The sequence below is a fragment of the Paracoccus alkenifer genome (assembly GCF_900108405.1).
GTDB classification, from domain to species: Bacteria; Pseudomonadota; Alphaproteobacteria; order Rhodobacterales; family Rhodobacteraceae; genus Paracoccus; species Paracoccus alkenifer.
Genome location: NZ_FNXG01000002.1, coordinates 245,292 through 271,354 on the forward strand (window position 1 = coordinate 245,292; position 26,063 = coordinate 271,354).

20 protein-coding genes and 1 tRNA gene are annotated in these 26,063 nt (G+C 69.9%); 11 read left to right on the forward strand and 10 right to left on the reverse strand.

The annotated features are described in order from the left end of the window. The first annotated feature begins 30 nt into the window (after window positions 1–30). The gene (locus BLW83_RS05390; protein ID WP_090846415.1) at window positions 31–1,407 is read left to right on the forward strand and encodes an aspartate aminotransferase family protein; all 1,377 of its coding nucleotides are present in this window, start codon (window positions 31–33) and stop codon (window positions 1,405–1,407) included. A gap of 211 nt (window positions 1,408–1,618) precedes the next feature. On the opposite strand, the gene BLW83_RS05395 is transcribed toward BLW83_RS05390, so the two are convergent. Further along, a tRNA-Gly gene (locus BLW83_RS05395) sits at window positions 1,619–1,693 on the reverse strand. 212 nt (window positions 1,694–1,905) lie between these two features. Between BLW83_RS05395 and BLW83_RS05400 the strand changes: the two genes are divergently transcribed. Continuing rightward, window positions 1,906–2,529, forward strand: coding sequence for a DUF5671 domain-containing protein (locus BLW83_RS05400; RefSeq protein WP_090846417.1), 624 nt, complete (start codon window positions 1,906–1,908; stop codon window positions 2,527–2,529). Further along, entirely contained in the window at window positions 2,522–2,986 is a 465-nt protein-coding gene (locus tag BLW83_RS05405; protein ID WP_090846419.1) for a hypothetical protein, read from the forward strand. The genes BLW83_RS05400 and BLW83_RS05405 overlap by 8 nt, the downstream gene beginning before the upstream one ends. A gap of 97 nt (window positions 2,987–3,083) precedes the next feature. Here the strand turns inward: BLW83_RS05405 and pyc are convergent, their stop codons facing one another. Together pyc and BLW83_RS05415 are read right to left on the reverse strand one after the other, a co-directional pair. Next, window positions 3,084–6,512, reverse strand: coding sequence for a pyruvate carboxylase (pyc, locus tag BLW83_RS05410; RefSeq protein WP_090846421.1), 3,429 nt, complete (start codon window positions 6,510–6,512; stop codon window positions 3,084–3,086). A 65-nt stretch (window positions 6,513–6,577) separates the two neighbouring features. Next, a complete protein-coding gene (locus BLW83_RS05415; protein ID WP_245728645.1) occupies window positions 6,578–7,021 on the reverse strand; it encodes a nucleoside deaminase in 444 nt (147 codons plus the stop codon). A gap of 123 nt (window positions 7,022–7,144) precedes the next feature. On the opposite strand from BLW83_RS05415, the gene BLW83_RS05420 reads away from it, so the two are divergent. The 3 genes from BLW83_RS05420 (at window position 7,145) to BLW83_RS05430 (ending at window position 9,995) form a co-directional block, all read left to right on the forward strand. Continuing rightward, window positions 7,145–8,821: a pseudouridine synthase gene (locus BLW83_RS05420; protein WP_090846423.1), complete on the forward strand. Its 1,677-nt coding sequence runs from the start codon at window positions 7,145–7,147 to the stop codon at window positions 8,819–8,821. A 389-nt stretch (window positions 8,822–9,210) separates the two neighbouring features. Continuing rightward, window positions 9,211–9,402, forward strand: coding sequence for a hypothetical protein (locus BLW83_RS05425; protein WP_090846425.1), 192 nt, complete (start codon window positions 9,211–9,213; stop codon window positions 9,400–9,402). 365 nt (window positions 9,403–9,767) lie between these two features. Continuing rightward, window positions 9,768–9,995, forward strand: coding sequence for a hypothetical protein (locus BLW83_RS05430; protein WP_245728646.1), 228 nt, complete (start codon window positions 9,768–9,770; stop codon window positions 9,993–9,995). A gap of 116 nt (window positions 9,996–10,111) precedes the next feature. Here the strand turns inward: BLW83_RS05430 and BLW83_RS05435 are convergent, their stop codons facing one another. From BLW83_RS05435 to BLW83_RS05450, 4 genes are all read right to left on the reverse strand, one after another. Continuing rightward, window positions 10,112–10,768 carry a YjbF family lipoprotein gene (locus tag BLW83_RS05435; protein ID WP_090846428.1) on the reverse strand — a complete coding sequence of 219 codons (657 nt, stop codon included), beginning with the start codon at window positions 10,766–10,768 and terminating at the stop codon, window positions 10,112–10,114. After that, a complete protein-coding gene (locus tag BLW83_RS05440; RefSeq protein ID WP_090846430.1) occupies window positions 10,765–12,924 on the reverse strand; it encodes a YjbH domain-containing protein in 2,160 nt (719 codons plus the stop codon). Before BLW83_RS05440 ends, BLW83_RS05435 begins: the two co-directional genes overlap by 4 nt. 124 nt (window positions 12,925–13,048) lie before the next feature. Next, complete coding sequence (locus tag BLW83_RS05445) at window positions 13,049–13,540, reverse strand: hypothetical protein (protein ID WP_143042750.1); 492 nt, start codon at window positions 13,538–13,540, stop codon at window positions 13,049–13,051. A 145-nt stretch (window positions 13,541–13,685) separates the two neighbouring features. Then, window positions 13,686–15,068: an L-serine ammonia-lyase gene (locus BLW83_RS05450; protein WP_090846436.1), complete on the reverse strand. Its 1,383-nt coding sequence runs from the start codon at window positions 15,066–15,068 to the stop codon at window positions 13,686–13,688. 138 nt (window positions 15,069–15,206) lie between these two features. On the opposite strand from BLW83_RS05450, the gene dusB reads away from it, so the two are divergent. From dusB to ntrX, 5 genes are all read left to right on the forward strand, one after another. Beyond that, entirely contained in the window at window positions 15,207–16,226 is a 1,020-nt protein-coding gene (gene dusB, locus BLW83_RS05455) for a tRNA dihydrouridine synthase DusB (RefSeq protein ID WP_090847481.1), read from the forward strand. Next, complete coding sequence (locus tag BLW83_RS05460; RefSeq protein WP_090846438.1) at window positions 16,223–17,314, forward strand: two-component system sensor histidine kinase NtrB; 1,092 nt, start codon at window positions 16,223–16,225, stop codon at window positions 17,312–17,314. The genes dusB and BLW83_RS05460 overlap by 4 nt, the downstream gene beginning before the upstream one ends. Further along, window positions 17,314–18,669, forward strand: a complete 1,356-nt coding sequence (locus tag BLW83_RS05465) for a response regulator (RefSeq protein ID WP_090846440.1) — start codon at window positions 17,314–17,316, stop codon at window positions 18,667–18,669. Before BLW83_RS05460 ends, BLW83_RS05465 begins: the two co-directional genes overlap by 1 nt. A 104-nt stretch (window positions 18,670–18,773) precedes the next feature. Beyond that, window positions 18,774–21,041: a sensor histidine kinase NtrY-like gene (locus BLW83_RS05470; protein WP_281245524.1), complete on the forward strand. Its 2,268-nt coding sequence runs from the start codon at window positions 18,774–18,776 to the stop codon at window positions 21,039–21,041. Next, entirely contained in the window at window positions 21,038–22,426 is a 1,389-nt protein-coding gene (gene ntrX, locus BLW83_RS05475; RefSeq protein ID WP_090846442.1) for a nitrogen assimilation response regulator NtrX, read from the forward strand. Before BLW83_RS05470 ends, ntrX begins: the two co-directional genes overlap by 4 nt. Before the next feature lie 180 nt (window positions 22,427–22,606). Here the strand turns inward: ntrX and hflX are convergent, their stop codons facing one another. From hflX to BLW83_RS05490, 3 genes are all read right to left on the reverse strand, one after another. Continuing rightward, complete coding sequence (gene hflX / locus BLW83_RS05480; protein WP_090846444.1) at window positions 22,607–24,007, reverse strand: GTPase HflX; 1,401 nt, start codon at window positions 24,005–24,007, stop codon at window positions 22,607–22,609. Window positions 24,008–24,009: 2 nt separating this feature from the next. Further along, the gene (gene hfq / locus BLW83_RS05485) at window positions 24,010–24,243 is read right to left on the reverse strand and encodes an RNA chaperone Hfq (protein ID WP_020949330.1); all 234 of its coding nucleotides are present in this window, start codon (window positions 24,241–24,243) and stop codon (window positions 24,010–24,012) included. Window positions 24,244–24,400: 157 nt separating this feature from the next. Continuing rightward, window positions 24,401–26,050 (reverse strand): TrkH family potassium uptake protein, encoded by a 1,650-nt coding sequence (locus BLW83_RS05490; protein WP_245728647.1) that lies wholly within the window; start codon window positions 26,048–26,050, stop codon window positions 24,401–24,403. Between the last annotated feature and the right edge of the window lie 13 nt (window positions 26,051–26,063).

The window sequence follows — 26,063 nt, forward strand, 5'->3', positions numbered from 1 at the left end:
AAGCCGCAACCCCGGACAGGAGCGCAGGACATGGACGACCGGACCAATTTCGCCGACACCCCCGAAGCGACGGATATCGCATATCATTTTCACGCCTATACCAATGCCCGCCGCCATGCCGAGGTCGGCCCGATGATCATCGAGGATGGCGACGGCATCCATGTGCGCGACAACAACGGCAACCGCTATATCGAGGGCATGGCCGGGCTGTGGAGCGTGGGCGTCGGCTTCAAGGATCGCCGCCTGATCGAGGCCGCCACCCGCCAGCTGGAAAAACTGCCCTTTTACCATAATTTCGGCCATAAGAGCCACGGCCCCGCCATCGAGCTGGCCGAAAAACTGGTCGAAATCGCGCCCGTCCCGATGAGCAAGGTTTTCTATACCAACTCGGGGTCCGAGGCGAACGACACCGTGCTGAAGATGGTGTGGTATCGCTCGAACGCGCTGGGAAAGCCGGAAAAGAAAAAGGTCATCGCGCGCAATCGTGCCTATCACGGCGTCACCATCGCCTCGGCCAGCCTGACCGGGCTGCCCAACAACCACCGCTCGTTCGACCTGCCGATCGACCGCGTGCTGCACACCATCTGCCCGCATTACTGGAAAGAGGGCCGCGACGGCGAGACCGAGGACCAGTTCGCCACCCGCTGCGCCGACGAGCTTGAGGCGCTGATCCAGCGCGAGGGGCCCGACACCATCGCCGCATTCTGGGCCGAGCCGGTGATGGGCGCGGGGGGCGTGGTGGTGCCTCCGCCGGGGTATTACGAACGGATTCAGGCGGTTCTGGCGAAATACGATATCCTGTTCGTCGCCGACGAGGTGATCTGCGGCTTCGGCCGCACCGGAGAGATGTTCGGGTCCACCACCTGCGGCATCCGCCCCGACGTGATGGTGCTGTCCAAGCAGATCACCTCGAGCTACATCCCGTTTTCCGCCATCGTGATGAACGACCGTTTCTATGACCCGATCGCGGATGAAAGCGACCGGATCAGCACCTTTGGCCACGGATACACCGGCGGGGGCCACCCGCTGGGCGCGGCGGTGGCGCTGGAAAACCTGGCGATCATTCAGGACAACGATCTGGTGACCAACGCGCGCGAGGTCGGCGCCCATTTCCGCGCGCGTCTGGCGACGCTGGCCGACCGCCCGCTGGTGGGCGAGGTGCGCGGCATCGGGCTGATCGCCGCGGTCGAGCTGGTCGAGGACAAGGCGGCGAAATCCGTCTCGACCGTGGGCCGGCTGGGCGCGATGATGAACACGGCCATGCAGCGCAACGGGCTGATTTCGCGCAACATGGGCGACAGCCTGGGCTTTTGCCCGCCGCTGATCATCACCCGCGACCAGGCCGACGAGATGTTCGAGATCGTCGAAAAGTCGATGGGCGAGGTCGAGGCCGAACTGGGGCTGTGACCGCTTGTCACCGGCGTGGGCATGGTCCGCGCCGGTGCCGCAGCGCTGCGCGGTCGCAGCGATACGCGGCCGGCGACGGCTCTTGCAATGGCGTGAAAACAGTGGCGTGAAATCCTGGGGGCCCATGCGCGGCCCTGCGCCCGCCCAAGATTCCGGCAAGCAAAAAGCGCCCCGAGGGCGCTTTTCGGGGACTGGTCCCGCAACGAATTTTTGGAGCGGGCGATGAGATTCGAACTCACGACCCTAACCTTGGCAAGGTTATGCTCTACCCCTGAGCTACGCCCGCGCCCCGTCCCGGTAGCATCCGCTGCCGGTGGAGGGGATTTAGACAAGCTTGCCGGGGGGCGCAAGAGGTAAAATGCAAAGTCGCGCCAGTTCGCGCGGCCGGAGCCTCCGGCGGGGATATTTGGGGACAGAAGATGCTTGCCGCCCGGTGCGGCCCTTGACGCCGGTGGTGGGCTGCGGGCCAATGGCCGCGGATCAAGAGGGCGGCGATACATGGCGCGAAGCGATGAGTTGAACGATTTCGTGCGCTCGGGGCTGGCATCCGGGCGCAGCGGGGATGAGCTGGCCGCGGCGCTGGGGCAGGCGGGGTGGAGCGGGCGCGAGATCGCGGCCGCGCTGGCCGCGTGGCTGCCCGCCGCGCCGGGCCTGCCGCCGGTTCCGCGGCCGCGGGCCTATGTCTCGGCGCGCGAGGCGCTGGTCTATGGGCTGCTGTTCCTGCTGCTGGGCATGATCTGCTGGCATGTGACCATGCTGGGGTTTCGGGTGATCGAGACGCTGCTGCCCGAGCCGGACCAGCGCTATTACTACTCATCCGCCTCGTCCATGCGGTGGAGCATCGCGACGCTGCTTCCGGCCGTGCCGCTGTTCGTCATGCTCAATCGCAAGGTGACGCGGGATACGGCGCAGGACAGCGGGCGCCGGCGCTCGTTGGTGCGTAAATGGTTTGCGGCGGTGACGCTGCTGCTGGCGGCTCTGGCGCTGCTGGGCGATCTGGTGGCGGTGATCTATTCGCTGCTGAACGGCGATCTGACGCTGCGGTTCGCCGCCAAGGCGGGGCTGATCGCCGTCGTCGGGGCGCTGGTCTTTGCCTATTACCGGGATGAGCTTGATGACTGAGGGAAACACCCGGGCGTGGGCGCGGGGGCAGGGCTGGGCCAGCTGGGCGCTGGCCGCGCTGGCGGCCGGTGCGGTGGTCGCGGGGCTGGCCATCGCTGGCGGCCCGTCCCATGCGCGCAAGGAGCGGCGGGATGACACCCGCTCGGCCGAGCTGTCGCAGCTGTCGAGCCATATCTCGTGTCTTGTCGGCGATACCGGCCCGCGCGAGCTGCCCAGCGATTTCGGCCCGACCGAGGGCTGCCCGGGGCCGGTGCCGCTGACCGACCGCCATAGCGGCAAGGACTACCGCATCGAGTGGATCGGGGACGGCAAATACCGGCTCTGCGCCGACTATGAGCTGCCGCCCCGCGACGGGCAGCGCCCTTACTGGGGCAGCGACAGAAGGGACGGGGACTGCCTGATCTATTCACTGCCCGTCCCAAGGAGCCTCCAGCCCGCCCCGCAACCCGGCGACTGAGACACCGCCCGAGGCGCTTCGGGCGGTCGCAAATATCCTCAGGGGGTGAATGTCGCGCGCCTGCGCGCGGCAGAGGGGGCGCGAGCGCCCCCTTTCTTCACTCCACTTCGACCAGCAGGTCTTTTGCGTCGATCTGGGCGCCGGGGGTGACGTGGATCGCCTTGATGGTGCCGGGGCGGTCGGCGTGGATGGCGGTTTCCATCTTCATCGCCTCGATGGTCAGCAGCAGGTCGCCGGGCTGCACGCTGGCGCCTGGCTGGACCACCACGCTGGCCACCACCCCGGGCATCGGCGCGCCGATATGGGCGGGGTTGCCGGATTCGGCACGGGGGCGGGCGGCGGCGGTGGCGGTGGCGCCGCGGTCCGGGACGCGAACGGTGCGCGGCTGCCCGTTCAGTTCAAAGAACACCTTGACGTGGCCGGCGTCGTCGCGGTCGCCCAGCGTCAGCAGCTGGATTTCCAGGGTCTTGCCGGGGTCGATCTCGACGCTGATCTGCTCGCCCGGCTCCATGCCGTAGAAGAACGCCGGGGTGGGCAGGGTGCGGACCGGGCCGTAGATGCGGTGGCGTTCGGCATAATCGGTGAACACCTTGGGATACATCAGCCAGCCGTTCAGGTCTTCGCCATCGACGGGGCGTTCCAGCGTGGTCTCCAGCCCGGCGCGGGCAGCGGTCAGGTCGACCGGGGGCATCGCTGCGCCGGGACGGGTGGTCAGGGGGGGCTCGCCCTTCAGCACCTTGCATTGCAGCGCCTGCGGCCAGCCGCCGGGGGGCTGGCCCAGGTTGCCGCGCAGCATGTCGACGACCGAATCGGGGAACGCCACATCGACCGCGGGATCCTCGACCTGCGCGCGGCTCAGCCCCTGCGCCACCATCATCAGCGCCATGTCGCCCACCACCTTGGAGCTGGGGGTGACCTTGACGATATCGCCGAACATCGCGTTCACCTCGGCATAGGTCTGCGCGACCTCGTGCCAGCGCTCCTCAAGCCCCAGGCTGCGGGCCTGCGCCTTGAGATTGGTGAACTGGCCGCCCGGCATCTCGTGCAGATACACCTCGGAGGCGGGGGCGCGGCTGCCTGCCTCAAACGCGACGTAAAGGTCGCGCACCCGTTCCCAGTAGTTCGAGATCTCGCGGATCGCGGCCAGATCCAGCCCGGTGTCGCGGTCGGTGCCGGACAGCGCCGCCACGATCGAGCCCAGGCAGGGCTGCGAGGTTCCGCCCGAGAACGCGTCCATCGCCGCGTCCACCACCGCCACCCCGGTTTCCGCCGCCGCCAGCACCGTGGCGCTGGCAATGCCGCTGGTGTCGTGGGTGTGGAAATGGATCGGCAGCCCGACCTCGTCGCGCAGGGCGGCGAACAGCACCCGGGCGGCGCCGGGTTTCAGCAGCCCGGCCATGTCCTTGACGCCCAGCACATGGGCGCCGGCGGCGCGCAGCTCGTGGGCCATGGCGACGTAGTATTTCAGGTCGTATTTGGCGCGCGCGGGGTCCAGCAGGTCGCCGGTATAGCAGATCGCCGCCTCGCACAGCTTGCCCGAATCGATCACCGCATCCATGGCGACGCGCATGTTCGGGGTCCAGTTGAGGCTGTCAAAGACCCGGAACACATCCACCCCGGTCTCGGCCGCCTGGCGCACGAATTCCTGCACCACATTGTCGGGATAATTGGTGTAGCCGACCCCGTTCGAGGCCCGCAGCAGCATCTGCGTCATCACGTTGGGCATCGCCGCGCGGATGTCGCGCAGCCGCTGCCACGGGCATTCCTGCAAAAAGCGATAGGCCACGTCAAAGGTCGCCCCGCCCCAGCATTCCACGGAAAACAGCCCCGGCAGGTTGGCCGCGTAAGAGGGCGCGACCCGGATCATGTCGATGGACCGCATCCGCGTGGCCAGCAGGCTCTGGTGCCCGTCGCGCATGGTGGTGTCGGTGATCAGCAGCGGGCGCTGTTGTTCCATCCACGCGACGACCCCCTGCGGCCCCTCGCGGTCGAGGATCTGGCGCGTGCCTTCAGGCGGTGTGCCGCGGGGGGCGGGGGGCACCGGCGCGCGGGCGCGGGCCGGGCGGGGGCGGCCGGCGGTTTCCGGGTGCCCGTTCACGCTGATGTCGGCCAGATAGGTCAGGATGCGGGTGGCGCGGTCCTGGCGGGGCGCGAACTCGAACAGCTCGGGGGTGGTGTCGATGAACTTGGTGGTGGCCTGGTCGGACAGGAACACCGGATGTTTCAGCAGGTTGATGACAAAGTCGATGTTGGTCGACACGCCCCGCACGCGGAATTCGCGCAAGGCCCGGTCCATGCGGCGGATCGCGGCCTCGGGGGTCTGCGCCCAGGCGGTGACCTTGACCAGCAGCGAATCGTAATAGCGGGTGATGACCGCGCCGGCATAGGCGGTGCCGCCGTCCAGACGGATGCCGTTGCCGGTGGCCGTGCGATAGGCGGTGATGCGGCCGTAATCGGGGATGAAGTTGTTTTGCGGATCCTCGGTCGTCACCCGGCACTGGATCGCGTGGCCCGACAGGCGGATGTCGTCCTGCGCGGCCATGCCGGTGGCCTGCGCCAGCGTCGCGCCCTCGGCGATGCGGATCTGGGCCTGCACGATGTCGATACCGGTGACTTCTTCGGTCACGGTATGCTCGACCTGGATGCGGGGGTTCACCTCGATGAAATAAAACGCGCCCGAGTCGATGTCTTGCAGGAACTCGACCGTGCCGGCGTTGCGATAGCCGACGGCCTGCCCGATTTTCAGCGCCAGCCCGCAGACCTCGGCGCGCTGCTCGTCGCTGAGATAGGGGGCGGGGGCGCGCTCGACCACCTTTTGGTTGCGGCGCTGCACGGTGCAGTCGCGTTCATACAGGTGGTAAAGCCCGCCGTGGCCGTCGCCGAGGATCTGCACCTCGACGTGGCGGGCGCGCTGGATCATCTTTTCCAGATAGCCCTCGCCATTGCCGAATGCGGCCTCGGCCTCGCGCCGCCCCTCGCGGATCTTTTCGACCAGCTCGTCGGCCGAGGCGATGGGCCGCATCCCCCGCCCGCCGCCGCCCCAGCTGGCCTTGAGCATCAGCGGATAGCCGACCTGCGCGGCCTCAAGCCTGATTGCATCGAAATCCTCGCCCAGCACCCCGGTTGCGGGGATCACCGGCACGCCGGCCTCGATCGCCACCCGCCGGGCGCTGGCCTTGTCGCCAAGCGCGCGCATGGTGTCGGCTGTCGGCCCGATAAAGGCGATGCCGGCCGCCGTGCAGGCATCGACGAAATCGGGGTTTTCCGACAAAAGCCCATAGCCCGGATGGATCGCATCCGCGCCCGATTCGCGCGCCACGCGGATGATTTCCGGGATCGACAGATAGGCCGCGACCGGCCCCAGCCCCTCGCCGATGCGATACGCCTCATCGGCCTTGAAGCGGTGCAGCGACAGCTTGTCCTCTTCGGCGTAAACCGCGACCGTGCGCTTGCCCAGCTCGTTCGCCGCCCGCAAAACCCGGATCGCAATCTCTCCGCGGTTCGCGACAAGGATTTTCTGGAACATAGACCGTCATCTCCATCAGCCGAATTGCGCGCAACCTTTCAGCCGGGGGGCAGGGCTGCAAGCGGTTATCGCCCGCCCCCGCGCCTTGCGCCGAAGAATGCGCGCAGCAGCGCGGCGGAATCCTCGGCGCGGATGCCGTCGTAGATCTCGGGGCGGTGGTGGCATTGCGGGTGGTCGAACACCCGCGCCCCATGCGCGACGCCGCCCATGCGCGGGTCGGGGGCGCCGTAATACAGCACCGCGATCCGCGCGGCCGAGATCGCGGCGGCGCACATCGGGCAGGGTTCCAGCGTGACCCACAGCCGGTGGCCGGGCAGACGTTCCGAGCCGGCAGCCGCGCAGGCGGCGCGAATCGCCAGGATTTCCGCGTGCGCGGTCGGGTCCGACAATTCCCGTGTGCGGTTGCCGGCGCGGGCGACGACGCGGCCCAAAGGGTCGGTCAGCACCGCGCCCACCGGCACCTCGCCACGGGCGGCGGCGGCGCGGGCCTCGGATAATGCGGCGTCCATCTGGCTGTGAAACATGCCCACCGATGCCCCGGCCGCGGCGTTCTTGCAAGGACGGCTTTTCGCGGCGCGCATCTGCGGATACTCTGGGCCACTTGCCACCGCAGCGATGCGCAGGAGATCGCGATGACCGACCAGACCCCCCCCGAAAACGACGACGATATTCCCCAAACGCCCCCCGCGACGGAGCCGACCGAGCCGACGCCCGAGGTCGAGCCGACCGTCGACAGCGCCCCCCCGCCCAGCCCGCCCCCGGGCGAGCGTATCGCCAAGGTGATGGCCCGCGCCGGCGTCGCCAGCCGCCGCGAGGCCGAGCGCATGATCATCGAGGGCCGCGTTTCCGTGAACGGCCGCAAGATCGCCAGCCCGGCGCTGGACATCCTGCCCACCGACCAGGTGCGCATCGACGGCAAGCCGATGGAGGCACCGCAGGAAACCCGTCTGTGGCTGTATTACAAGCCGGTCGGGCTGGTGACCTCGGAATCCGACGAAAAGGGCCGGCAGACCGTGTTCGACGCCCTGCCGCGCGACCTGCCGCGGGTGATGAGCGTGGGGCGGCTTGACCTCAACTCCGAAGGGCTGCTGCTGCTGACCAACGACGGCGAGCTGAAGCGGCGGCTGGAACTGCCCGCTACCGCCTGGCTGCGCCGCTATCGCGTGCGCGTCAACGGCAACCCGACCGAGCTGACATTCGACCCGCTGCGCCGCGGCGCCACCATCGACCGCGAGGATTTCGCCCCGATGGAGATCAGGCTGGACAGCCAGCAGGGCGCCAACGCCTGGCTGACGGTGGGCATCCGCGAGGGCCGCAACCGCGAAATCCGCCGCGCGATGGCCCATGTCGGCTTGCAGGTGAACCGGCTGATCCGCATCGGCTACGGCCCGTTCAAGCTGGCCGGGCTAGAGGTGAACGAGGTGCGCGAGGTCAAGCGCCGCATCCTGCGCGACCAGCTGGGCGGGTTGTATACCGGCGAGACCGAGGGCGAGGGGGATACCCCGCGCCGGCCCCGCGCCTCGGGCGCCGCGCGCGACATGGGGCTGCGCCCCGACCGTGCGCCGCGCGTTGATGCCGCCGAGGGCGAGCGCCCGGCGCGCAAGCCCCGCCACGCGAAGGACGGCGCCGAACGCGCCTATGCCCGCCGCGACGACGCCCCCCAGGGCGAGCGCCGCCCCGACGCGCGCCCGCCCCGCGAGGCCGAACGCGGCGCCCGCCCGTTTCGCGAACAACGCGAGGGTGGATTTGACCGCAAGCCCCGCCACGCGCGGGACGGCGCCGAACGCGCCTATGCCCGCCGCGACGACGCCCCCCAGGGCGAGCGCCGCCCCGACACGCGCCCGCCCCGCGAGGCCGAACGCGGCGCCCGTCCGTTCCGCGAGCAACGCGAGGGTGGATTTGACCGCAAGCCCCGCCACGCGAAGGACGGCGCCGAACGCCCCTATGCGCCCCGGCGGTCCGACGGCGACCGGCCCGAACGCGGCGCGGGGTTCTCGGGCAGGTCTGCGGGCGCGCCGGGCAAGGGGTTTTCGGCGACTGCGCCACGCGGCGGCCAAAGCCGGCCGGATCGCGGCGATGCCCGGACCGGCGGGCCGAAAGGCTTTGGCGCGCGCGACGGCGGGCCTCGGGGTGATGCAGCGGGGCGCGCCGGGCCAAAGGGGGGTGGGTTCAAACCTAGAGGCGCGGGTCCGAAAACCGACCGGCCCGGGAATGCGGGACCGCAGGGCGGACCTCGGGGCAACGCGCCCGGTGGCGGCCCCAGGGGCGGCGGGCCGAAAGCAAGCGGACCCAAGGGCGGGCGCGGCTGAAGCGGCGACGGAACGGCGCTGCCGCACCGCGCGGGCCGGGGCCGCAGCCATGCAGTGATTCGGGGCGCCGCGGCGCCGCACAGGCGCCCGGGGTCTGGTTGCGGGCGTGCGCCGCGCGAAAATGGCGCCGGCCAACCGCTGCCGCGGGAAAACTGTGATGGATTGCGCCGGATAATTCCCGCGAGCGGTGCAAAATTGCCACTGTCTGCGCGGCTTTCCGCCCTTGCGGAACCGGGTCGCCGCGTCGGTGTTGGCGAATATGCAACAGTGGCTGCGGACCCGCTGTCGCCGCCTGTGGCAGTGCTTTTCTAGGGTCCGGCTTTATGCGACTGTCGCTGCGATGCTGTCGGGCAACCGGCAGACTTCAAAAAGAAATACGGAGCAAGATCATGACCAAACTCTCTGCCGTTGCCGTTGCCCTCGGCCTGTCCGCATCGACCGCCTTTGCCGGCGGCTACGTTGCCCCCGTCGTCGACGTCGAGCCGGTTGTCGTCGACACCCGCCCGGCCTCGACCAACGCCGGTCTCGTCATCCCGGCGCTGCTGCTGCTGGGCGTGATCGCCGCGGTTGCTTCGGACTGATCCGAACGACTGACAGTTCAGCTGAACTTGAAAAGGCCGGTCCTCGCGACCGGCCTTTTTCGTTTGGATTTTCGATATTCCATTGGTGGGAATCTTGCCGTCGCCGCAGCGCTGGCGGGGGCATGGCTGGTCGATCCTAGGGGCTGTCCGGGGTCGCGACAGAATTGATGATCGCGCGGATGGCGGTGTGCAGCCTGAAATCATGACGGCCCCCCTTGCGGCAGTTCCTCGGGGTCGGTCCCTCGACCGGCCAGTTTCATTTGCTGTCAAGTTAATTTACATCTTTTCAACTTATATTACATGTGGAACACTGTCCCGACTGCTGCGTAGACGGCAGCATCTGGAATTCCACGAGGAACGTGAACATGACCAAATTCACCGCTTTTGTCGCTGCCCTCGGGCTGTCGGCGTCCACCGCGCTGGCGGGCGGCTATGTCGCCCCCATCGTCGAAGTCGAACCCGTTGTCGTCGATACCCGCCCGGCCTCGACCAACGCCGGGCTGATCATCCCCGCGCTGCTGCTGCTGGGCGTCATCGCGGTCATCGCGTCGGACAGCAGCAGCAGCAGCAGCAGCGAAGGCGGCGATCCCTAACGATCTCGCGATTTCCTCAGGGCCGGTCCTCGGACTGGCCCTTTCCCGTTCCCCGGCTGCGCCCATGAAAAAACCCGCCTCGACGGCGGGTTTTTCATCTTGCAGCGCGGCGTTACTCAGTTCCGCAGCACCTGGATCGTGGCATAGCCCAGTCCCGGCCCGATCCACTGCCGCGATACCCCGGCCGAGGGCAGGTAGCTGTTCTGAAACCCGATGCCGTGGCCGGTGCAATCCTCGACCATGACGCCGGCATTCGGGCCGGGGCCGATGCGACAGTCGAATTGCAGCGGCCGTTCCAGCCCGTCGCCGGTGTAATAGCGCATCACCCGCCGCGCGGTGCCGGACCGGCCGGCCGCGATCAGCGCGGCGGCCCCGTCAGCCTCGGCCACGGACAGGTCGTGGCCCAGCCCCCGGGTGCCGCTCAGCATGAAGCCGCGCAGGATCAGCGCCTGTTCCGACGGCGTCATATAGGTCCGCATCCCGCCGTTTTCGCCCACCATCGCCAGCACCTGCGTGGTGCCGGCGCTTTCCATCCCGACCAGGATCAGCGGCCCCGGGTTCGCCGCCAGTGCCCGCGCCGCCATGTCCTGCGGATCGGCGGCGGGGGCGGGGGCGGCCTTGCGCCCAGCCAGCCCGTCGCGCAGCACGCTGCTGCCTGCCCGCAGGATCGAGGGGCTGGTGTCGCCGCTGCCCGGCGCGCTCATCCCGCCCGAACAGCCCGCGACTGCCAGCAGCACCAGCGCCGCGGCTGCTTGCCGGATATGTCTGCTCATCGCCAGAACCTCCCCCAGCCGTCATAGATCCGGGTCGAATGGCCATCGCGGACCGTGTGATAAAGCCGTTCGGTCCGCACCCGCTGCCCGCTGTCGCGGGTGGTCGAGCCGATGCTGCCTCCGACCGTCCGTTTCGAGGGCGTGCCAAGTGCCCAGTTCATCGGGATCTGCACCGAGACCCCCTTGTCGAACGACCCTTCGCCGGCATCGTCGTCGCTGAGGTCGGTTTTCGTCACATAGGCGCTGACCGACCAGCCGCTGGCGAATTCACGCGTCAGGCTGAGTGTGGCGCCGGTGTCGCCGGCCAGGTATTTCCCCACGTTGAGTTGCCCCATGAAGCCGTTGCCCAGCTCGTAATAGGCCGAGACATGGGCGGTGGTGGTCTCGTAGTCCAGAAACTCAAAGGCGTCGCGATAGTCGCGCTTGCGGACGTGGTTGACCTCGGCCCCCAGCGCCAGCCGTGAATCCACGGGCTTCCACAGCAATTCGGTGGAAATCCCGCCATACATGGTTTCCAGCAGCCCGACGGTCACGCGGGTGTAGATCGCCGGGGCGGGGTGGGCGTTCCAGTTCAGCACCAGTTCGGGAATGTGCGGGCGGTCGTTGCCGGAATACATGCGGCTGTCCGAGCGCACCCGAGGAACGCCGTTGTTGTCGCCCGTCGGTGCCTGTTGATCGGCGTTGCCGAACAGGCGCTGGCGCAGTGTGCCCCTGAGGGTCAGCCCCGGCGACAGCTCGTAGCTGCCGTTCAGCGCGGCGCCGACCTCGTAGCGGATCGGCTCGTCGGGGTCGAACATGCCGACGGTAAAGGACGGCCCCAGCGACCACTGGAAACGGGGGGCGATACCCGGGCTTTGGACCAGCAGATCGTTGCGTGCCGCCGGGTCGCTCAGCGTGGCGACGGCGGCGATGCGGCCGGCCTCGGTGTTTTCCAGCCGTTCCACGTCCGAGCGGCGGAAGGTCAGGGACGACACCGGCATCCCCCCCTCGACCGAGGTCACCACCAGCGTTTCCACCGATGGCGGCAGTGCGCGGGTCATCAGCCGGACGGTGCGGCCGATGGCCTCGGCCTGCTGGATGTGGCGGTGGTTGCGGATGCGGACCTCGGCCCTTGTCGCGGTCAGCGCCATGGATTCGAGGGTCTGCCCCTCTTTTGCCAGCGCCGTGGCAAGTGCCTTCTGGATGGCGGGTTGCGCGGTGGGGTCGGCGGACCAGCGGCCCGACCAGCCCTCGGGGTCGGCGGCGGGGGCGGCGCGGGGGCGCACCGGCGCGGGGGCGTTTTCCAGCCCCGAAGGATAGGGCGCCTGCCGCGGGTTCAGCGCCATGCTGGCCTGAACGCCGAAATGCCGCCCGCCCAGCACATAGGCGCCGATGTTGTAATGTTGCCCGGCCCGATAGTTCAGCCCGAGGTTGATGTGGTTTTTCAGCGCCTCGTCGTCGCTGCGCCACAGCGGCACCGGGCAGCTGTCATCGCCGGTCTCGCAGGCGTAATCGTCGCCGGAATATTCCGCCAGCAGCGTCAGCTTGTCGGTCGCCTGCCATGCGACGCTGGCAAAGGGCGCCATGTCGCCGCGGAACCACTTGGCATTGTTCAGGCGGCCGCGGTCGCGCGCATCGGGCACCGGCCGGTCGTCGGTGAACGAGCCGATGCCGCCGGAACTGGCCAGCCGCCCCCAGCCCAGCCCCGCCGACAGCTTCAGCCGCGGCGTCAGGTTCCTTGTCGCGACGATATATTCCGAGGAATAATAGCCGGTTCCGATGAAATCTTGCAGTCCCACCGCAACCGAGGGGCGCCAGCCGTCCGGGTCTTCGGTCAGCAGTTGCAGCCGCAGGTCGAACGAGCGGTCGCGGGTATAGCCGCGCGTCATCGCGTTGTTGTCGAACTTGCCATAGCGCAGCACGGCGCTGACCCGGGGCATCACCTGAAAGCTGACGCCCACGCCGTTGCCGCCGATGCCCGAATAGCCCAGCACCGCGCCCAGAGTGCCGTCCGGCATCATCTCGGCCGAGGGGGTGTCGATGGCGCCGGGCAGGGCATAGCGGTTCAGGGCGATGCCGGGATCGGCAAGCCCGGCACCGGCCGGCACCAGCATCGCGGCCACCGGCAGTGCCGAGGCCAGCAGCCTGCGGGTCAGAGGTAGGCGTCGCTGCGTCATGCGGGCTGTCCTTTCGCGGGCGGGCTTGCGGGTTGCGCGCCGGCTCTCGGATCGGGTGTCCGGCAGAGGGGCGCGGTCGGTGTGCGTGAAAGCGGGCGGCAGGGGGGCGCCCGCAAAAACCGTATCAGCTTGCGGCGGGTGCCGCAGCGGGTGCCGCGGGCGAGGCGCAGCCGTCATAGGTCTGCCCGCCGGCGCGGACCATTGCCGTCAGCTTCTGCTTGCCGCAGTCGGCGCCCTTGATGCGCAGGACAAAGGGCTGACCCGACAGCGTGCCGATATATTCGACCCCCCCGGACCAGGGAATGCGGCGCACATCGACCGCGCGAGGGGCGGCGCCCTGGGGCTGGAACCGGGCCGTGCTGCCGCTGACCGAGGCCGCCCAGCCCTCGCCGCCCGCCACCAGGTCGGTGACGGCCAGCGACCGGGCCTCGGCCGTGGCGACCTTGGCCGTGGGGCCGCCGACTTCCAGCGGCTGCCGCGTGGGCGAAGCGCCGGTCGGTTCCGGGATATGGGGCGGCGCCGGTTCTGCCGGGGTCTCGGCCACGGGTTCGGGCTTGTCCCAGGGCATCCGCATGTCGTCGCCGCAGGCGGCCAGCGCCAGGGGCAATGCAAGCACGGCAAGTTGCACCAAGGGGCGCGTGATAGGGCGCAAGGTCATGTGTTACTGTCCCACAGCCGGTTTTCACTCAGCCTTAGCCAGCGCCCCGGCAAGTGACAAGTATCAGTGCAACCCGGCCGGTCGCGAGACGCGGTTTTCAGCCTCAACAATTCGGCACATTGACCGCCAGTCCGCCCAGCGAGGTTTCCTTGTATTTCTCGCTCATGTCGCGGCCGGTCTGGCGCATGGTCTCGATCGCGGCGTCCAGCGGCACGAAATGCGTGCCGTCGCCGCGCAGCGACAGGCTGGCGGCGCTGACCGCCTTGATCGCGCCCAGGCCGTTTCTTTCGATGCAGGGCACCTGCACCAGCCCGGCCACCGGGTCGCAGGTCATGCCAAGGTGGTGTTCCAGCGCGATTTCCGCGGCGTTTTCCACCTGCATGGGCGTGCCGCCCAGCACCGCGGCCAGCCCGGCGGCAGCCATGGCGCTGGCGGAACCCACCTCGGCCTGACAGCCGGCCTCGGCGCCCGAGATGGATGCATTGTGCTTGACCAGCCCGCCCACCGCCGCCGCGGTCAGCAGGAACATGCCCAGATCGCGTTCGGATGCGCCCGGCACATGGTCCAGCCAATAGCGGATCACCGCCGGCATCACGCCCGCGGCGCCGTTGGTGGGGGCGGTCACGACCTGCCCGCCGGCGGCGTTTTCCTCGTTCACGGCCATGGCATAGGTGGACATCCAGTCGTTGATGACATGGGGCGCGGTCAGGTTCTGCCCGCGTTCGGCCAGCAGCGCCTGATGGATTCCGTGGGCGCGGCGGCGGATGTTCAGCCCGCCGGGCAGGGTGCCCTGCACCGCCAGCCCGCGTTCCATGCAGTCGCGCATCACCTGCCAGATCCGCGACAGCCCGGCGTCGATCTGGGCCGTGTTGCGAAACATGCGTTCATTCGCCAGCTTCATATGCGCGATGGACAGGCCCGACTGCGCGGCCATCGCCAGCATTTCGGCGGCGGTGGCAAAGGGATAGGGCACGTTGCTCGACGCGTCGCTGCGCCGCTCGGCCGCAGTCTCGGCCAGCTCAGCCTCGGTCAGGACAAAGCCGCCGCCGATGGAATAATAGGTCTCGCGCCCGATCACGTCGCCCTGCGAATCCGTCGCCATCAGGATCATGCCGTTGGCGTGGCCGGGCAGGGGGCGGTCATAGTCGAAAACCAGATCCGCCGCGGGGTCAAAGCGCAGCGGCCCCAGCCCCTCGGGATGCAGCAGCAGCGTGTCGCGGTTGGCGGCAAGCGCGGCGTCGGCGGCCTCGCGGTCCATGGTTTCGGGGGTAAAGCCGGCCAGTCCAAGGATCGTGGCGCGGTCCGTCGCATGGCCCTTGCCGGTAAAGGCAAGGCTGCCGTGCAGGCTGGCGCGCAGCCCCCGCGCCTGAAACGGCGCCGCCCGCAGCAGCTCCAGAAACCGGGCCCCCGCCACCATCGGCCCCATGGTGTGGGACGAGGACGGGCCCACGCCGACCTTGAACAGATCGAACACCGACAGGAACATACGCGCCTCCGCCGCATGGATCGTCGGTGCAAGGCTAGCGCCGCGCCTGCCGCCGCGCCAGTGTTTGCAGCGATTTGCGGATTGCCCGGAAATCGGGCATTGTGCCGCCGATTCCGGCACAAGACCCTGACCGCACGCATGAACCCTGCTGACCCGATCCGCCTTGGCGAGGTGCTGCTTGGCCCGCCGGTGTTCCTGGCGCCGATGGCCGGGATCACCGACCTGCCGTTCCGCCGCGCCGTCGCCCGCCATGGCGCCGGGCTGGTGGTCAGCGAAATGGTCGCCTCGACCGAGATGGTGACGCCGCGCCCCTCGACCCGCGCCGCGGTGCGGGCGAAAGCGATGATCGAGGAAAACGGCGTGCCGGTCAGCGTCCAGATCGCCGGGCGCGAGCCGGGGCCGATGGCGGAAACCGCGCGGATCGTGGCGGGCATGGGCGCGGGGATCATCGACATCAACATGGGCTGCCCGGCGCGCAAGGTCACCGGCGGGCTGTCGGGTGCGGCCTTGATGCGCGAACCCGACCGGGCGCTGTCGCTGATCGAGGCGGTGGTGGCGGCCGTCGCGCCGCTGCCCGTCACGCTGAAGATGCGGCTGGGCTGGGACGCGGACTGCCTGAACGCGGGTGATCTGGCCCGGCGTGCCCGCGACGCAGGCGTGCGGATGATCGCGGTCCACGGGCGCACGCGGGCGCAGTTCTACACCGGCAGCGCCGATTGGGCGGCGATAAGTGCGGTGCGCGCGGCGGTGCCCGACCTGCCGCTGGTCGCCAATGGCGACGTGGTGGACGCGGCCTCGGCCCGCACTGCCCGGGCGCTGTCGGGGGCCGATGCGGTGATGGTGGGGCGCGGGGCGCAAGGCGCGCCATGGCGGCTGGCCGAGATCGCGGCGGCAAACCACGGCACGCCCGCGCCGGTGATCCCGCGCGGCGCGGCGCTGGCGGATGCGGTTGCCGATCACCACGCCGACATCCTGTCCCATTACGGCCGCGAGCTTGGCCTGCGGGTCGCGCGCAAGCATCTGGGCTGGTATCTGGCCGCCGCTGACCTTGAGGACGCGGCGCAGGCCCGCGCCGCGCTGATGGCGGCGACCTCGGCCGAGGCCGCGCGCGCCGCGATCCGCGCCGTGTTCCGCGGGGCCGAGGCTCGCGCCGCATGAGCGCGGTTTCCCGTGCCGCGCCTGTCCCCGATCCCGCGCAGGCGCTGGAATCGCTGCCGCTGCCCATTGCCTGTTTCGACGCCGCCGGGCGCTGGGCCAGCCTGAATGACGCTGCCGAGCAATGGCTGAACCTGTCCTCGACCGGGGTGCGGGGGCTGGCGCCCGAGGACCGCGCCCTGATCGCGCGGCTGCGCACCGATCCCGGCCTGGGCGCGCTGGTCGCGCAGGCCGCCCTGGCCGACAAGCCAGTGGTCCATACCGCGGTGCAGTTCCAGACCAGCGACCGCGCCGACCGCTGGACCACGCGGCAGGCGGCGCTGCATCTGCGCGCGCTGCCGGGCGGAGGAGTCGTTGCCGCGATCCTGCCCGCGACCGGGGACGATGCCGCCATGCCCCGCCGCGCCGCCCGCAGCGCCATCGGCATGGCCGAGATGCTGGCGCATGAGATCCGCAACCCCCTGGCTGGCATCCGCGGTGCCGCGCAGTTGCTGGCCGGCGACCTGCCCGCCCAAGACCGCGAGCTAGCCGATCTGATCGTCGCCGAAAGCCGCCGCATCGTGGCGCTGCTGGACGAGGTCGAGCGTTTCGGAGACACCTCGGCGCCCCGGTTGCAGGCGGTGAACATCCATGACGTCGTCGAACGCGCCCGGCGCAGCATCCTGCTGGGCGGGGCGAGTGCGCGGATCGTGGCGGACTATGACCCTTCGCTGCCGCCGGCGCTGGCCGATCCCGACCGCATCATGCAGGTGGCGCTGAACCTGTTGCAGAACGCCGTGCAGGCGGTCTCGGGCGCGGCCCCCGGCACGATCTGCCTGCGCACCGGCTGGGACGGCGCGCTGCGCAACGCGGACGGCACCCCCCTGCCGATCCGCATCGAAATCGAGGACGACGGCCCCGGCATCCCCGCCCATATCGCCGACCATGTGTTCGAGCCATTCGTGTCGGGGCGCGAGAACGGCACCGGGCTGGGGTTGGCGCTGGCCGGCAAGATCGTCACCGACCACGGCGGGCTGATCCGCGCCGAAAGCCGCCCGGGGCGAACGGTGCTGCGGGTGTCGCTGCCGCAGGCGGGCAGGGGGGGGCTTTGATGGACGGGACCGTGCTGATCGCCGACGACGACCGCGGCATCCGCACCGTGCTGACGCAGGCGCTGACCCGCGCCGGCTGCCGCGTCCACGCCACCGGCAGCCTGTCGCAGCTGATGCGCTGGGTCGGGGACGGCGCGGGTGATCTGGTCATCACCGATGTGATGATGCCCGACGGCAACGGGCTGGACCTGATCCCCGCCATCACCCGCACCCGCCCCGGCCTGCCGGTGATCGTGATCTCGGCGCAGAACTCGATCGTGACCGCGATCCGCGCGACCGAGGCCGAGGTGTTCGATTACCTGCCCAAGCCCTTTGACCTGCCCGAGCTGATGGCGCGGGTGCGCGCGGGGCTGGAACGCAGGGCGCCGCGCCCGACGCCTGCGCCCGCATCGCCGGAACCCGTGCCCGACACCGCCGCCTTGATCGGCAGCGTCCCGGCCATGCAGGCGCTGTTTCGCGAGGTGGCAAAGGTCGTCGCCACCGACCTGCCCATCGTCATCGCGGCCGAGCCGGGCGCCGGGCGCAGCACTCTGGCCCGCGCCTTGCACCTGCTGGGCGACCGGCGCGGCGGCCCCCTGGTCACGCTGTCCCCCGGCGAGTTGCCCGCGGTGCTGCCCCAACGGCTGGCCGGGGCGCAGGGCGGCACGCTGATCGTCGAGGATCCGGCGGCGCATGATCCGGCCACGCAGCTGCGGCTGGCGGCGCTGCTGGATGCGCCGGACCCCACCGCGCCGGGCGCGCGGCTGGTCGCCACCACCGGCCCCGACCCGCTGGCGGACATCGCCGCAGGGCGGCTGCACCCCCAGCTATACTATCGGCTGGCCGGGGCGGTGCTGGCGCTGCCGCCGCTGCGCGAGCGGCTGGACGACCTGCCGGCGCTTGCCCGGCTGATGCTGGACCGGGCCGGGGGCACGGGGCAAGAGCTTGCCCCCCCGGCGATGGAGCTGCTGCGCGCGCACCGCTTTCCGGGCAACCTGCGCGAGCTGGACAACCTGCTGCGCCGCCTGTCGCTGACCGCCCCGACCCCGGTGATCGAGGCCGCGCAGGTCGCGCTTGCCCTTGCGGCCGGCGGCCCGGCCGCCCCGCCCCGCCCCGACCCCGCGCAGCCCCTGTCCGACACCATCGAGCAGCATCTGCAACGCTATTTCGACCTGCACGGCGATGAGCTGCCTGCGCCGGGGCTTTACGACCGCATCCTGCGCGAATGCGAACGCCCGCTGATCCAGATCGCGCTGGATGCCAGCAACGGCAACCAGCTGCGTTGTGCCGAATTGCTGGGCATGAACCGCAATACCCTGCGCAAGAAGATCGCCGACCTCGATATCCAGGTGACACGGCGCCGTCGTGTGATGTAAAAGCGTCACAGAGGGCGCAGGATTCCGTAACTCCTGCGCAACAGCAACGCCGCGGCAACAGCGGCGGGGACACGAGGCGAGTGATCGAAGCGAGGCGGCAGGTGGTGGCATACGCCCTTGCAGGACGACCATGGGAAAAACTGGCGCGGCTGCGCCGGCAGCGGCGTGTGCAGAATGCGGCGACGCTGTCGCTGGCCGTGCTGGGGCCGGTGCTGGCGGTGGCCACCTATGTGGTGATGGGGCCGCTGTCGGGACAGGCCGACAGCACCGGGCTGCGGCTGATCCTGCTGGCCGATCTGGTCTATATCCTGCTGCTGACCGGGATGGTGGGCTGGCGGATGGCGGCGATCCTGGCCGCGCGCAAGGCAGCGGCGGCGGGATCTCGGCTGCATATGCGGCTGGTCGGCGTCTTCACCGCGCTGGCGCTGGTGCCGACGGTGCTGGTGGCGCTGTTCGCCGGGCTGACCGTCAACATCGGGCTGGAGGGCTGGTTTTCCAGCCGGGTGCAGCAGGTGGTCGCAACCTCGCTGTCGGCGGCCGAGGCCTATCAGGACGAACACCGCCGCGACCTGACCGCCGACGCCAACCTGCTGGCGCGGGTGCTGAACGACGCCGGCCGCGCCGCGCCGTTTCTGGACGACGGCACCCTGCGCAGCCTGCTGACCGAGGCGCAGGGCCTGATCCAGCGCGGCCTGCGCGAGGCCTATGTCATCGACACCACCGGCGGCATCCGCGCCCGCGGCGACCGCAGCTATCGCTTCTGGTACGAACAGCCGACGCAGGAGCAGTTTGGCGTCGTGGACCGCGACGGCATCCTGCTGATCGAGGACTGGCAGAACAACGAGTTCCGGGCGCTGGTGCGGCTGGACCGGCTGGTGAACCGCTATCTTTACGTCACCCGCGACGTGGACGGCAGCCTGCTGGGGCTGCTGGACGACACCCGCGCCACGGTGGGCGAATACCAGCGGCTGGAACAGACCCGCAGCCGGGTGCTGTTCGAGTTCTCGCTGCTGTATCTGGCCTTTGCGCTGCTGCTGGTCGCGGGCGCAATCTGGCTGGGGCTGTGGTTCGCCGAGCGGCTCAGCCGGCCGATCGGGCGGCTGGCCGCAGCATCCGAGCTGGTGGGCGAGGGCGATCTGGACGTGCGCGTCCCCGTGCCCGACACCGGGGATGAAATCCAGACGCTGGGGCAAAGCTTCAACCGCATGACCGAGGCGCTCAAGCAGCAGCGGGTCGAGCTGTTCGAAAGCTACCGGATCACCGACGACCAGCGGCGGCTGTTCGACAGCGTGCTCAGCTCGGTCACGGCCGGGGTGATCGGGCTGGGCGACGACGAGCGCATCGACTTTGTGAACCGCTCGGCGCTGCGGCTGCTGGGGCTGACCTCTGCCGCCGCCGACGACCGCCCGCTGCTCGAGGTGGTGCCCGAGTTCGAGCCGCTGTTCCAGCGCCTGCAAGGCTCTGTCGCCGACAGCGTGCAGGACGAGGTGCGGCTGCACCGCGGCGGCCATATCGAAAGCCTGCTGGTGCGCATGGCGGAACGCCTGGCCGAGGACGGGTCGGTCGTGGGCTATGTGATCGCGTTCGACGACGTGACCGAGCTGGTCACCGCGCAGCGCATGGCCGCCTGGGGCGACGTGGCAAGGCGCGTGGCCCACGAGATCAAGAACCCGCTGACCCCGATCCAGCTGTCGGCCGAACGCATCAGGCGCAAGTTCGGCAAGCTGGCCAGCACCGACGAGGACCGCGAGGCGCTGGCGCAATATACCGACGTCATCATCCGCCAGACCGGCGACCTGCGCCGCATCGTGGACGAATTCAGCCGCTTTGCCCGGATGCCGGAACCCGACCGCCGCGAAACCGACATCGCCGCGCTGCTGCGCGAATCGGTGGTGCTGCAACAGGACGCCATCGCCGGCGGCGTCGCCACAGACATTCCTGCTGACCCGGTGGTCGTCGATTGCGACGCGGGCATGATGGGGCAGGTGTTCACCAACCTGCTGAAAAACGCCGGCGAGGCGCTGGGCGACCGCCCCTCCGGCGAATGGACGCCCGGCGTCCGGGTCGCGATGGAGGCCGGCCCCGATGCCGTCACCATCCGCATCAGCGACAACGGCATCGGCCTGCCCGAGGACCGCGGCCGGCTGTTCGAGCCCTATGTGACGCTGAAACAGGGCGGCACCGGGCTGGGGCTGCCCATCGTCAAGAAGATCGTCGAGGAACACGGCGGCACGCTGATGCTGGCCGACGCGCCCCCCGACCCCACCGGCCACCGCGGCGCGATGGCCGAAATCCGACTGCCCCGCGAACGCCAGCCCGTGCGGCTGACCCCATCGCGCAAACACAAACCAGAAGAGGCGACAGGCACATGAGCGACATTCTGATCGTCGACGACGAACGCGATATCCGCGAACTCATCGCCGATATTCTTGGCGACGAGGGGTTTCCCACCCGCACCGCCGCCAATGCCGACGAGGCGCTGGCCGCGATCAATGCCGAGGAACCGGCGCTGATGATCCTGGACATCTGGCTCAAGGACAGCCGGATGGACGGGATCGACATCCTCAAGCAGGTCAAGCGCAACAACCCTTCGGTGCCGGTGGTCATCATCTCGGGGCACGGCAACATCGAGATCGCGGTCGCGGCGATCAAGCAGGGCGCCTATGATTTCATCGAAAAACCCTTTAACATCGACCAGTTGATGGTTGTGATCACAAGGGCGATGGAGACCTCGCGCCTGCGCCGCGAGAACCGGCAGCTCAAGAAAAAGGAAACCGCCGCGGCCGAGATGCTGGGCCAGTCCGCGCCGTTCCGGCGGCTGCGCGACAATCTGGACAAGGTGGCGCGCTCGAACGGGCGGGTGATGCTGACCGGCGAGCCGGGCACCGGCAAGGAACTGGCGGCGCGCTATGTCCATGCGCAGTCGCCCCGCGCCGACGGCCCCTTTGTCGCGGTCCCCTGCGCCACCATCGAGCCCGAGCGCATGGAAGAGGTGCTGTTTGGCCGCGAGACCTCTGAACGCGGGATCGAGCCGGGGCTGTTGGAGCAGGCCCATGGCGGGGTGATCTATTTCGACGAGGTGGCGGACATGCCGCTGGGCACCCAGCCCAAGATCCTGCGGGTGCTGACCGAACAGCAGTTCCAGCGTGCCGGCGGCACCGACAAGGTGCGGGTGGATTTGCGGGTGATTTCCTCGACCACCCGCGACCTGGGCAGTGAAATCGCCGCCGGCCGCTTTCGGCAAGAACTTTACGACCGGCTGAACGTGGTGCCGGTGGTGGTCCCCAGCCTGGCCGAGCGCCGCGACGACATCACCGCGCTGGCGGTGTATTTCGTCGAGCAGTTCCACGCGGGGCAGGGCCTGCCGCTGCGCGCCATCCCCGAGGAAACCGTGGCCGCGCTACAGGCGATGCGCTGGCCGGGCAACATCCGCCAGCTGCGCAACGTGATCGAGCGGGTGCTGATCCTGGGCGAGGGCAGCGGCCCGATCCAGCCCGCCGAGCTGGAACCGCAGGGCGCTACCCCCGAAAACGGCGAGGCGCTGGCCCTTGGCCCCCAGATCACCGCGCTGGCCCTGCGCGAGGCGCGCGAGCTGTTCGAACGCGAATACCTGCTGGCCCAGATCAACCGTTTCGGCGGCAACATCAGCCGCACCGCGCAATTCGTCGGCATGGAACGCTCGGCGTTGCACCGCAAGCTCAAGTCGCTGGGCGTGGTTGGCGGAATGCGGGTCGAGGAAGAGATGATGGCCAAGTAAGGCGACGGGGCCTTGGCGCCGCGCCCGCGGCAGCGCCGTGATGCCTCCGGCGGGGATATTTGGGGACAGAAGATGGGGCGGCACCCCGGCTGCGAATGCGCCGGCCGCATCAATCGTAGGGTGTGTGCTTTGCACGCACCATCCGGGTGTTGGGCATGGTGAGTGCAGGGCGCCGCGGGGCTATTCGTCCGCCAGGGGATCCCAGCCGCCAATTCGCGGCGGAGGATCATCGTCGTCCTCGGGGTCGGGGTGCGGCTGCTCGCCGTCCAGCGCCTCGAACGCCTGACGCTGGCGGCGGGTCCAGCGGACGGACAGGCTTGTGCCGCTGTCGCCGGGTTCCTCGCGTTCCACCACCCCGGCGGCGTGCAGCCAGGCGCGGCGGCGGCCGTCGGCGTGGTCCAGCGTCACCACCCCGGGTTCGCGGTGCTCATTGAGCACCTCGGCCAGCCGGTGGTCGATGGCGGCGATCAGGTCGGGCAACCCCTCGCCGGTCAGGGCGCTGACCGCCTGCACGTCGGCGCGGCGCGCGTCGGTGCGGCGCAGGGCCGCGCGGGTGTCGGGCGACAGCGCGTCGATCTTGTTCCAGACCTCGATCAGCGCCACGTCCTCGTCCACCCCCAGCCCGTCGAGGATGTCGCCGACATCGGCGGCCTGTTCCTCGGTTTCCGGGTGCGAGATGTCGCGCACATGCAAGATCAGATCGGCCTCGAGCACCTCTTCCAGCGTGGCGCGGAAAGCGGCGACCAGTTCGTGCGGCAGGTCCGAGATGAAGCCCACGGTGTCGGACAGGATGATCCGCCGCCCCCGCGCCTCGCCGTCCGGCGACGGCAGGTGGATCGCCCGCATCGTCGGGTCGAGCGTGGCGAACAGCATGTCCTTGGCCAGCACCTCGGCCCCGGTCAGGCGGTTGAACAGCGTCGATTTTCCCGCGTTGGTATAGCCGACCAGCGCCACGATCGGATAGGGAACCCGGGCGCGGGCGGCGCGGTGCAGGCTGCGGGTGCGCACCACCTTTTCCAGCTGCCGGCGCAGCCGCACCACCTGATCGTCGATGGCGCGGCGGTCGGCCTCGAGCTGCGTTTCGCCCGGGCCACCGACAAAGCCATAGCCGCCGCGCTGGCGTTCAAGATGGGTCCAGGCCCGCACCAGCCGCGTGCGCTGATAGCTGAGCGCGGCAAGTTCCACCTGCAACACGCCCTCGCGGGTGCGGGCGCGGTCGGCAAAGATTTCCAGGATCAGCCCGGTGCGGTCCAGGATCTTGACGTCCCAGTGTTTTTCCAGATTGCGCTGCTGGACCGGGGTCAGCGGCCCGTCGACCAGCACCAGCTCGGCCTCGGCGGCCTCGATTTCGGCCCCCATCTCGTCCAGCTTGCCGGACGAAAACAGCGTTCCCGCCGCCGGTTTGCGCAGCCGGGCGACGGTGGCGCCCACCACCTCGATCGCGGGCAGGGCGCGGGCCAGGGCCACGGCCTCTTGCAGCGCCAGATCGGGCGCGCGGCGCTGGTCGCGGCGGTCGCCCAGGTCGGGGTGGATCACAAAGGCGCGGGTGGGGGCGGCCCCGGTCGCTTGCGCCTCGGGCAAGATCAGTCCTCGCCTTCGTAGAGGCTGATGGGCTGGCCCGGCATGATGGTCGAGATCGCGTGCTTGTAAACCAGCTGCGACTGCCCGTCGCGGCGCAGCAGCACGCAGAAATTGTCGAACCAGGTGATGACGCCCTGCAACTTGACGCCGTTGATCAGAAAGATCGTGACCGGCACCTTGGCCTTGCGGACATGGTTCAGAAACGCATCCTGAAGGTTCTGCTTGTCGCCGGCCATGCGGGACACCCTTTCTTTTTATCGTGCGGTGGGTCAGGCGTTCCCGTTCACGTTTAGGTCAGCGCCGGCGGAGTGACAACCGCTTGTGCCCGGTTGTCACATGGGTGTTTCCCTTTCGCCACGCTGGGGCGCGCCCGAATCGCGCCGGATGCGGGGGTCAGTGCCGCCATGCGCCGGGGGTCAGCAGCGCAAGGATCGCCAGCATTTCCAGCCGCCCCGCCACCATCGCGGCGGCCAGCACCGCCTTGGTCGCGGGGGCAAGCCCCGCCCAGCCCTGCCAGGGCGAGCCGGCGATGCCGACGCTGCCTTCGTAGACCGGGATCAGGGGGATCGCCTCGGCCAGCGGGCCGGTGTTGGTCAGGGCCGCGACGCTGAGGATCGTGGCGGTTTCCAGCGTCACCGCGCGCAGCGACACCAGCGCGATGGTCGCCATGATCGACAGCGCGAAAACCATGAAGAAGATAAAGGCGAGATAGGCGCCCGGGCCGCGCAGCCGCCGGATGGCCGGCCCGCCGCCCGCGACCGAGGCAGGATGCACGATCCTGTCCAGCTCGCGCCTTGCGTGCAGCGCGAGGGCAAAGACGCGCAGCAGCTTGACGCCGCCCGCGGTGGTGGCGACGCCGCCGCCCATGATCGCCAGCCCGGCCAGCATCAGCCCCGGCGCGGTCAGCCCGGCCCATGCGCGCGCGCCCTCCCAGTGGATCGAGGTCCAGCCGGTGGTGGTCAGGAACGACAGCGCCGTGAACAGGCTGCCCCAGGCCGCGGCCGCAGCGCGCGCCAGCCCGCCGCCAAGGTCGGGAGCGGCCGGTTCGGGGGGCAGCACCGGCTGAAGCTCGGCCAGAAAGGCGCCAAGGAACGGCCGCAGCACCAGTGTCAGCGTGACCAGCGCCAGCAGCCCGGCCGCCACCCGCAGTTCGGGGTCGTGGCGCAGGCGGTCGCTGGTGCGCAGCTCGTCCCCCCCGGGCCAGACGCGGCGGCTGAGCGCGGCCAGCAGGAACAGCGCCACCAGCAGCTCGGCCGCGACGCCGCCGGTGCTGCCGATGGGGCGCGCGTTCAGCCCGATGCCGCTGGTCGACAAGGTGCCCATCGCCCGCAGCAGCGCGCCCAGCGCGCCTTGCCCCAGGATCACCAGCCCCGCCCACAGCGCCGCGGTCAGCCCGGCATAGGCGGGCGCGATCGCCAGCCCCCAGCGGATCAGCCGCTGCGCCGGCGCGTCCGGGTGCCCGGCGCGGTCGCGGCTGGCAAGGGGCGCGGCCGCCGGGGCTGCGATACCGTCGACGCGCCGGTCGCTGCCGGTCGAGCGGTCCATGATCTCGAACCCGCCCACCCGCATCGGCGCCATCAGCGCGATCGCGGCGGTCAGGATGAACAGCCCCCCCAGCCAGCCGACGATCCCGCGCCACAGATGTAGCGTCGGCATCACCAGATCCGCCGCATAAAGCGAGGCGCCGGTGGTGGTCATGCACGACAGCATTTCCCACCAGGCGTTGAACAGGCCGGTGTCCGGCAGGGCCGCGGCCAGCGGCACCGCGGCGGCCAGCGGCAACAGCGCATAGACCCCCAGCAGCGTCCCCAGCACCCCGCGCGAGACCGAGGCCGCCGCCCGAGCGCTCGCCGCGGGGCGCGCCGAGGTCGCAAGCCCCAGCATCAGCCACAACACCAGCTGACCCGCCGCCGTCCCGGCAAAAAGCAGCGCCAGCCGACGCTCGCCCACGGCCTCGGCATGGGCGGCGGGGATCAGCATCGCCAGCGCCAGCACCAGCCCGGCGATCACCAGCACCGGCAGGCGCGCAAGCTGCGACGGCACGCCCGGCCCGCCC

What these genes read in the sequence shown, in the direction of transcription:
- BLW83_RS05390 (WP_090846415.1), top strand. Translation starts at nt 31, where the DNA reads ATGGACGACCGGACCAATTTCGCCGACACCCCCGAAGCGACGGATATC.
- BLW83_RS05400 (WP_090846417.1), top strand. Translation starts at nt 1,906, where the DNA reads ATGGCGCGAAGCGATGAGTTGAACGATTTCGTGCGCTCGGGGCTGGCA.
- BLW83_RS05405 (WP_090846419.1), top strand. Translation starts at nt 2,522, where the DNA reads ATGACTGAGGGAAACACCCGGGCGTGGGCGCGGGGGCAGGGCTGGGCC.
- pyc (WP_090846421.1), bottom strand. Translation starts at nt 6,512, where the DNA reads ATGTTCCAGAAAATCCTTGTCGCGAACCGCGGAGAGATTGCGATCCGG.
- BLW83_RS05415 (WP_245728645.1), bottom strand. Translation starts at nt 7,021, where the DNA reads ATGGACGCCGCATTATCCGAGGCCCGCGCCGCCGCCGCCCGTGGCGAG.
- BLW83_RS05420 (WP_090846423.1), top strand. Translation starts at nt 7,145, where the DNA reads ATGACCGACCAGACCCCCCCCGAAAACGACGACGATATTCCCCAAACG.
- BLW83_RS05425 (WP_090846425.1), top strand. Translation starts at nt 9,211, where the DNA reads ATGACCAAACTCTCTGCCGTTGCCGTTGCCCTCGGCCTGTCCGCATCG.
- BLW83_RS05430 (WP_245728646.1), top strand. Translation starts at nt 9,768, where the DNA reads ATGACCAAATTCACCGCTTTTGTCGCTGCCCTCGGGCTGTCGGCGTCC.
- BLW83_RS05435 (WP_090846428.1), bottom strand. Translation starts at nt 10,768, where the DNA reads ATGAGCAGACATATCCGGCAAGCAGCCGCGGCGCTGGTGCTGCTGGCA.
- BLW83_RS05440 (WP_090846430.1), bottom strand. Translation starts at nt 12,924, where the DNA reads ATGACGCAGCGACGCCTACCTCTGACCCGCAGGCTGCTGGCCTCGGCA.
- BLW83_RS05450 (WP_090846436.1), bottom strand. Translation starts at nt 15,068, where the DNA reads ATGTTCCTGTCGGTGTTCGATCTGTTCAAGGTCGGCGTGGGCCCGTCC.
- dusB (WP_090847481.1), top strand. Translation starts at nt 15,207, where the DNA reads ATGAACCCTGCTGACCCGATCCGCCTTGGCGAGGTGCTGCTTGGCCCG.
- BLW83_RS05460 (WP_090846438.1), top strand. Translation starts at nt 16,223, where the DNA reads ATGAGCGCGGTTTCCCGTGCCGCGCCTGTCCCCGATCCCGCGCAGGCG.
- BLW83_RS05465 (WP_090846440.1), top strand. Translation starts at nt 17,314, where the DNA reads ATGGACGGGACCGTGCTGATCGCCGACGACGACCGCGGCATCCGCACC.
- ntrX (WP_090846442.1), top strand. Translation starts at nt 21,038, where the DNA reads ATGAGCGACATTCTGATCGTCGACGACGAACGCGATATCCGCGAACTC.
- hfq (WP_020949330.1), bottom strand. Translation starts at nt 24,243, where the DNA reads ATGGCCGGCGACAAGCAGAACCTTCAGGATGCGTTTCTGAACCATGTC.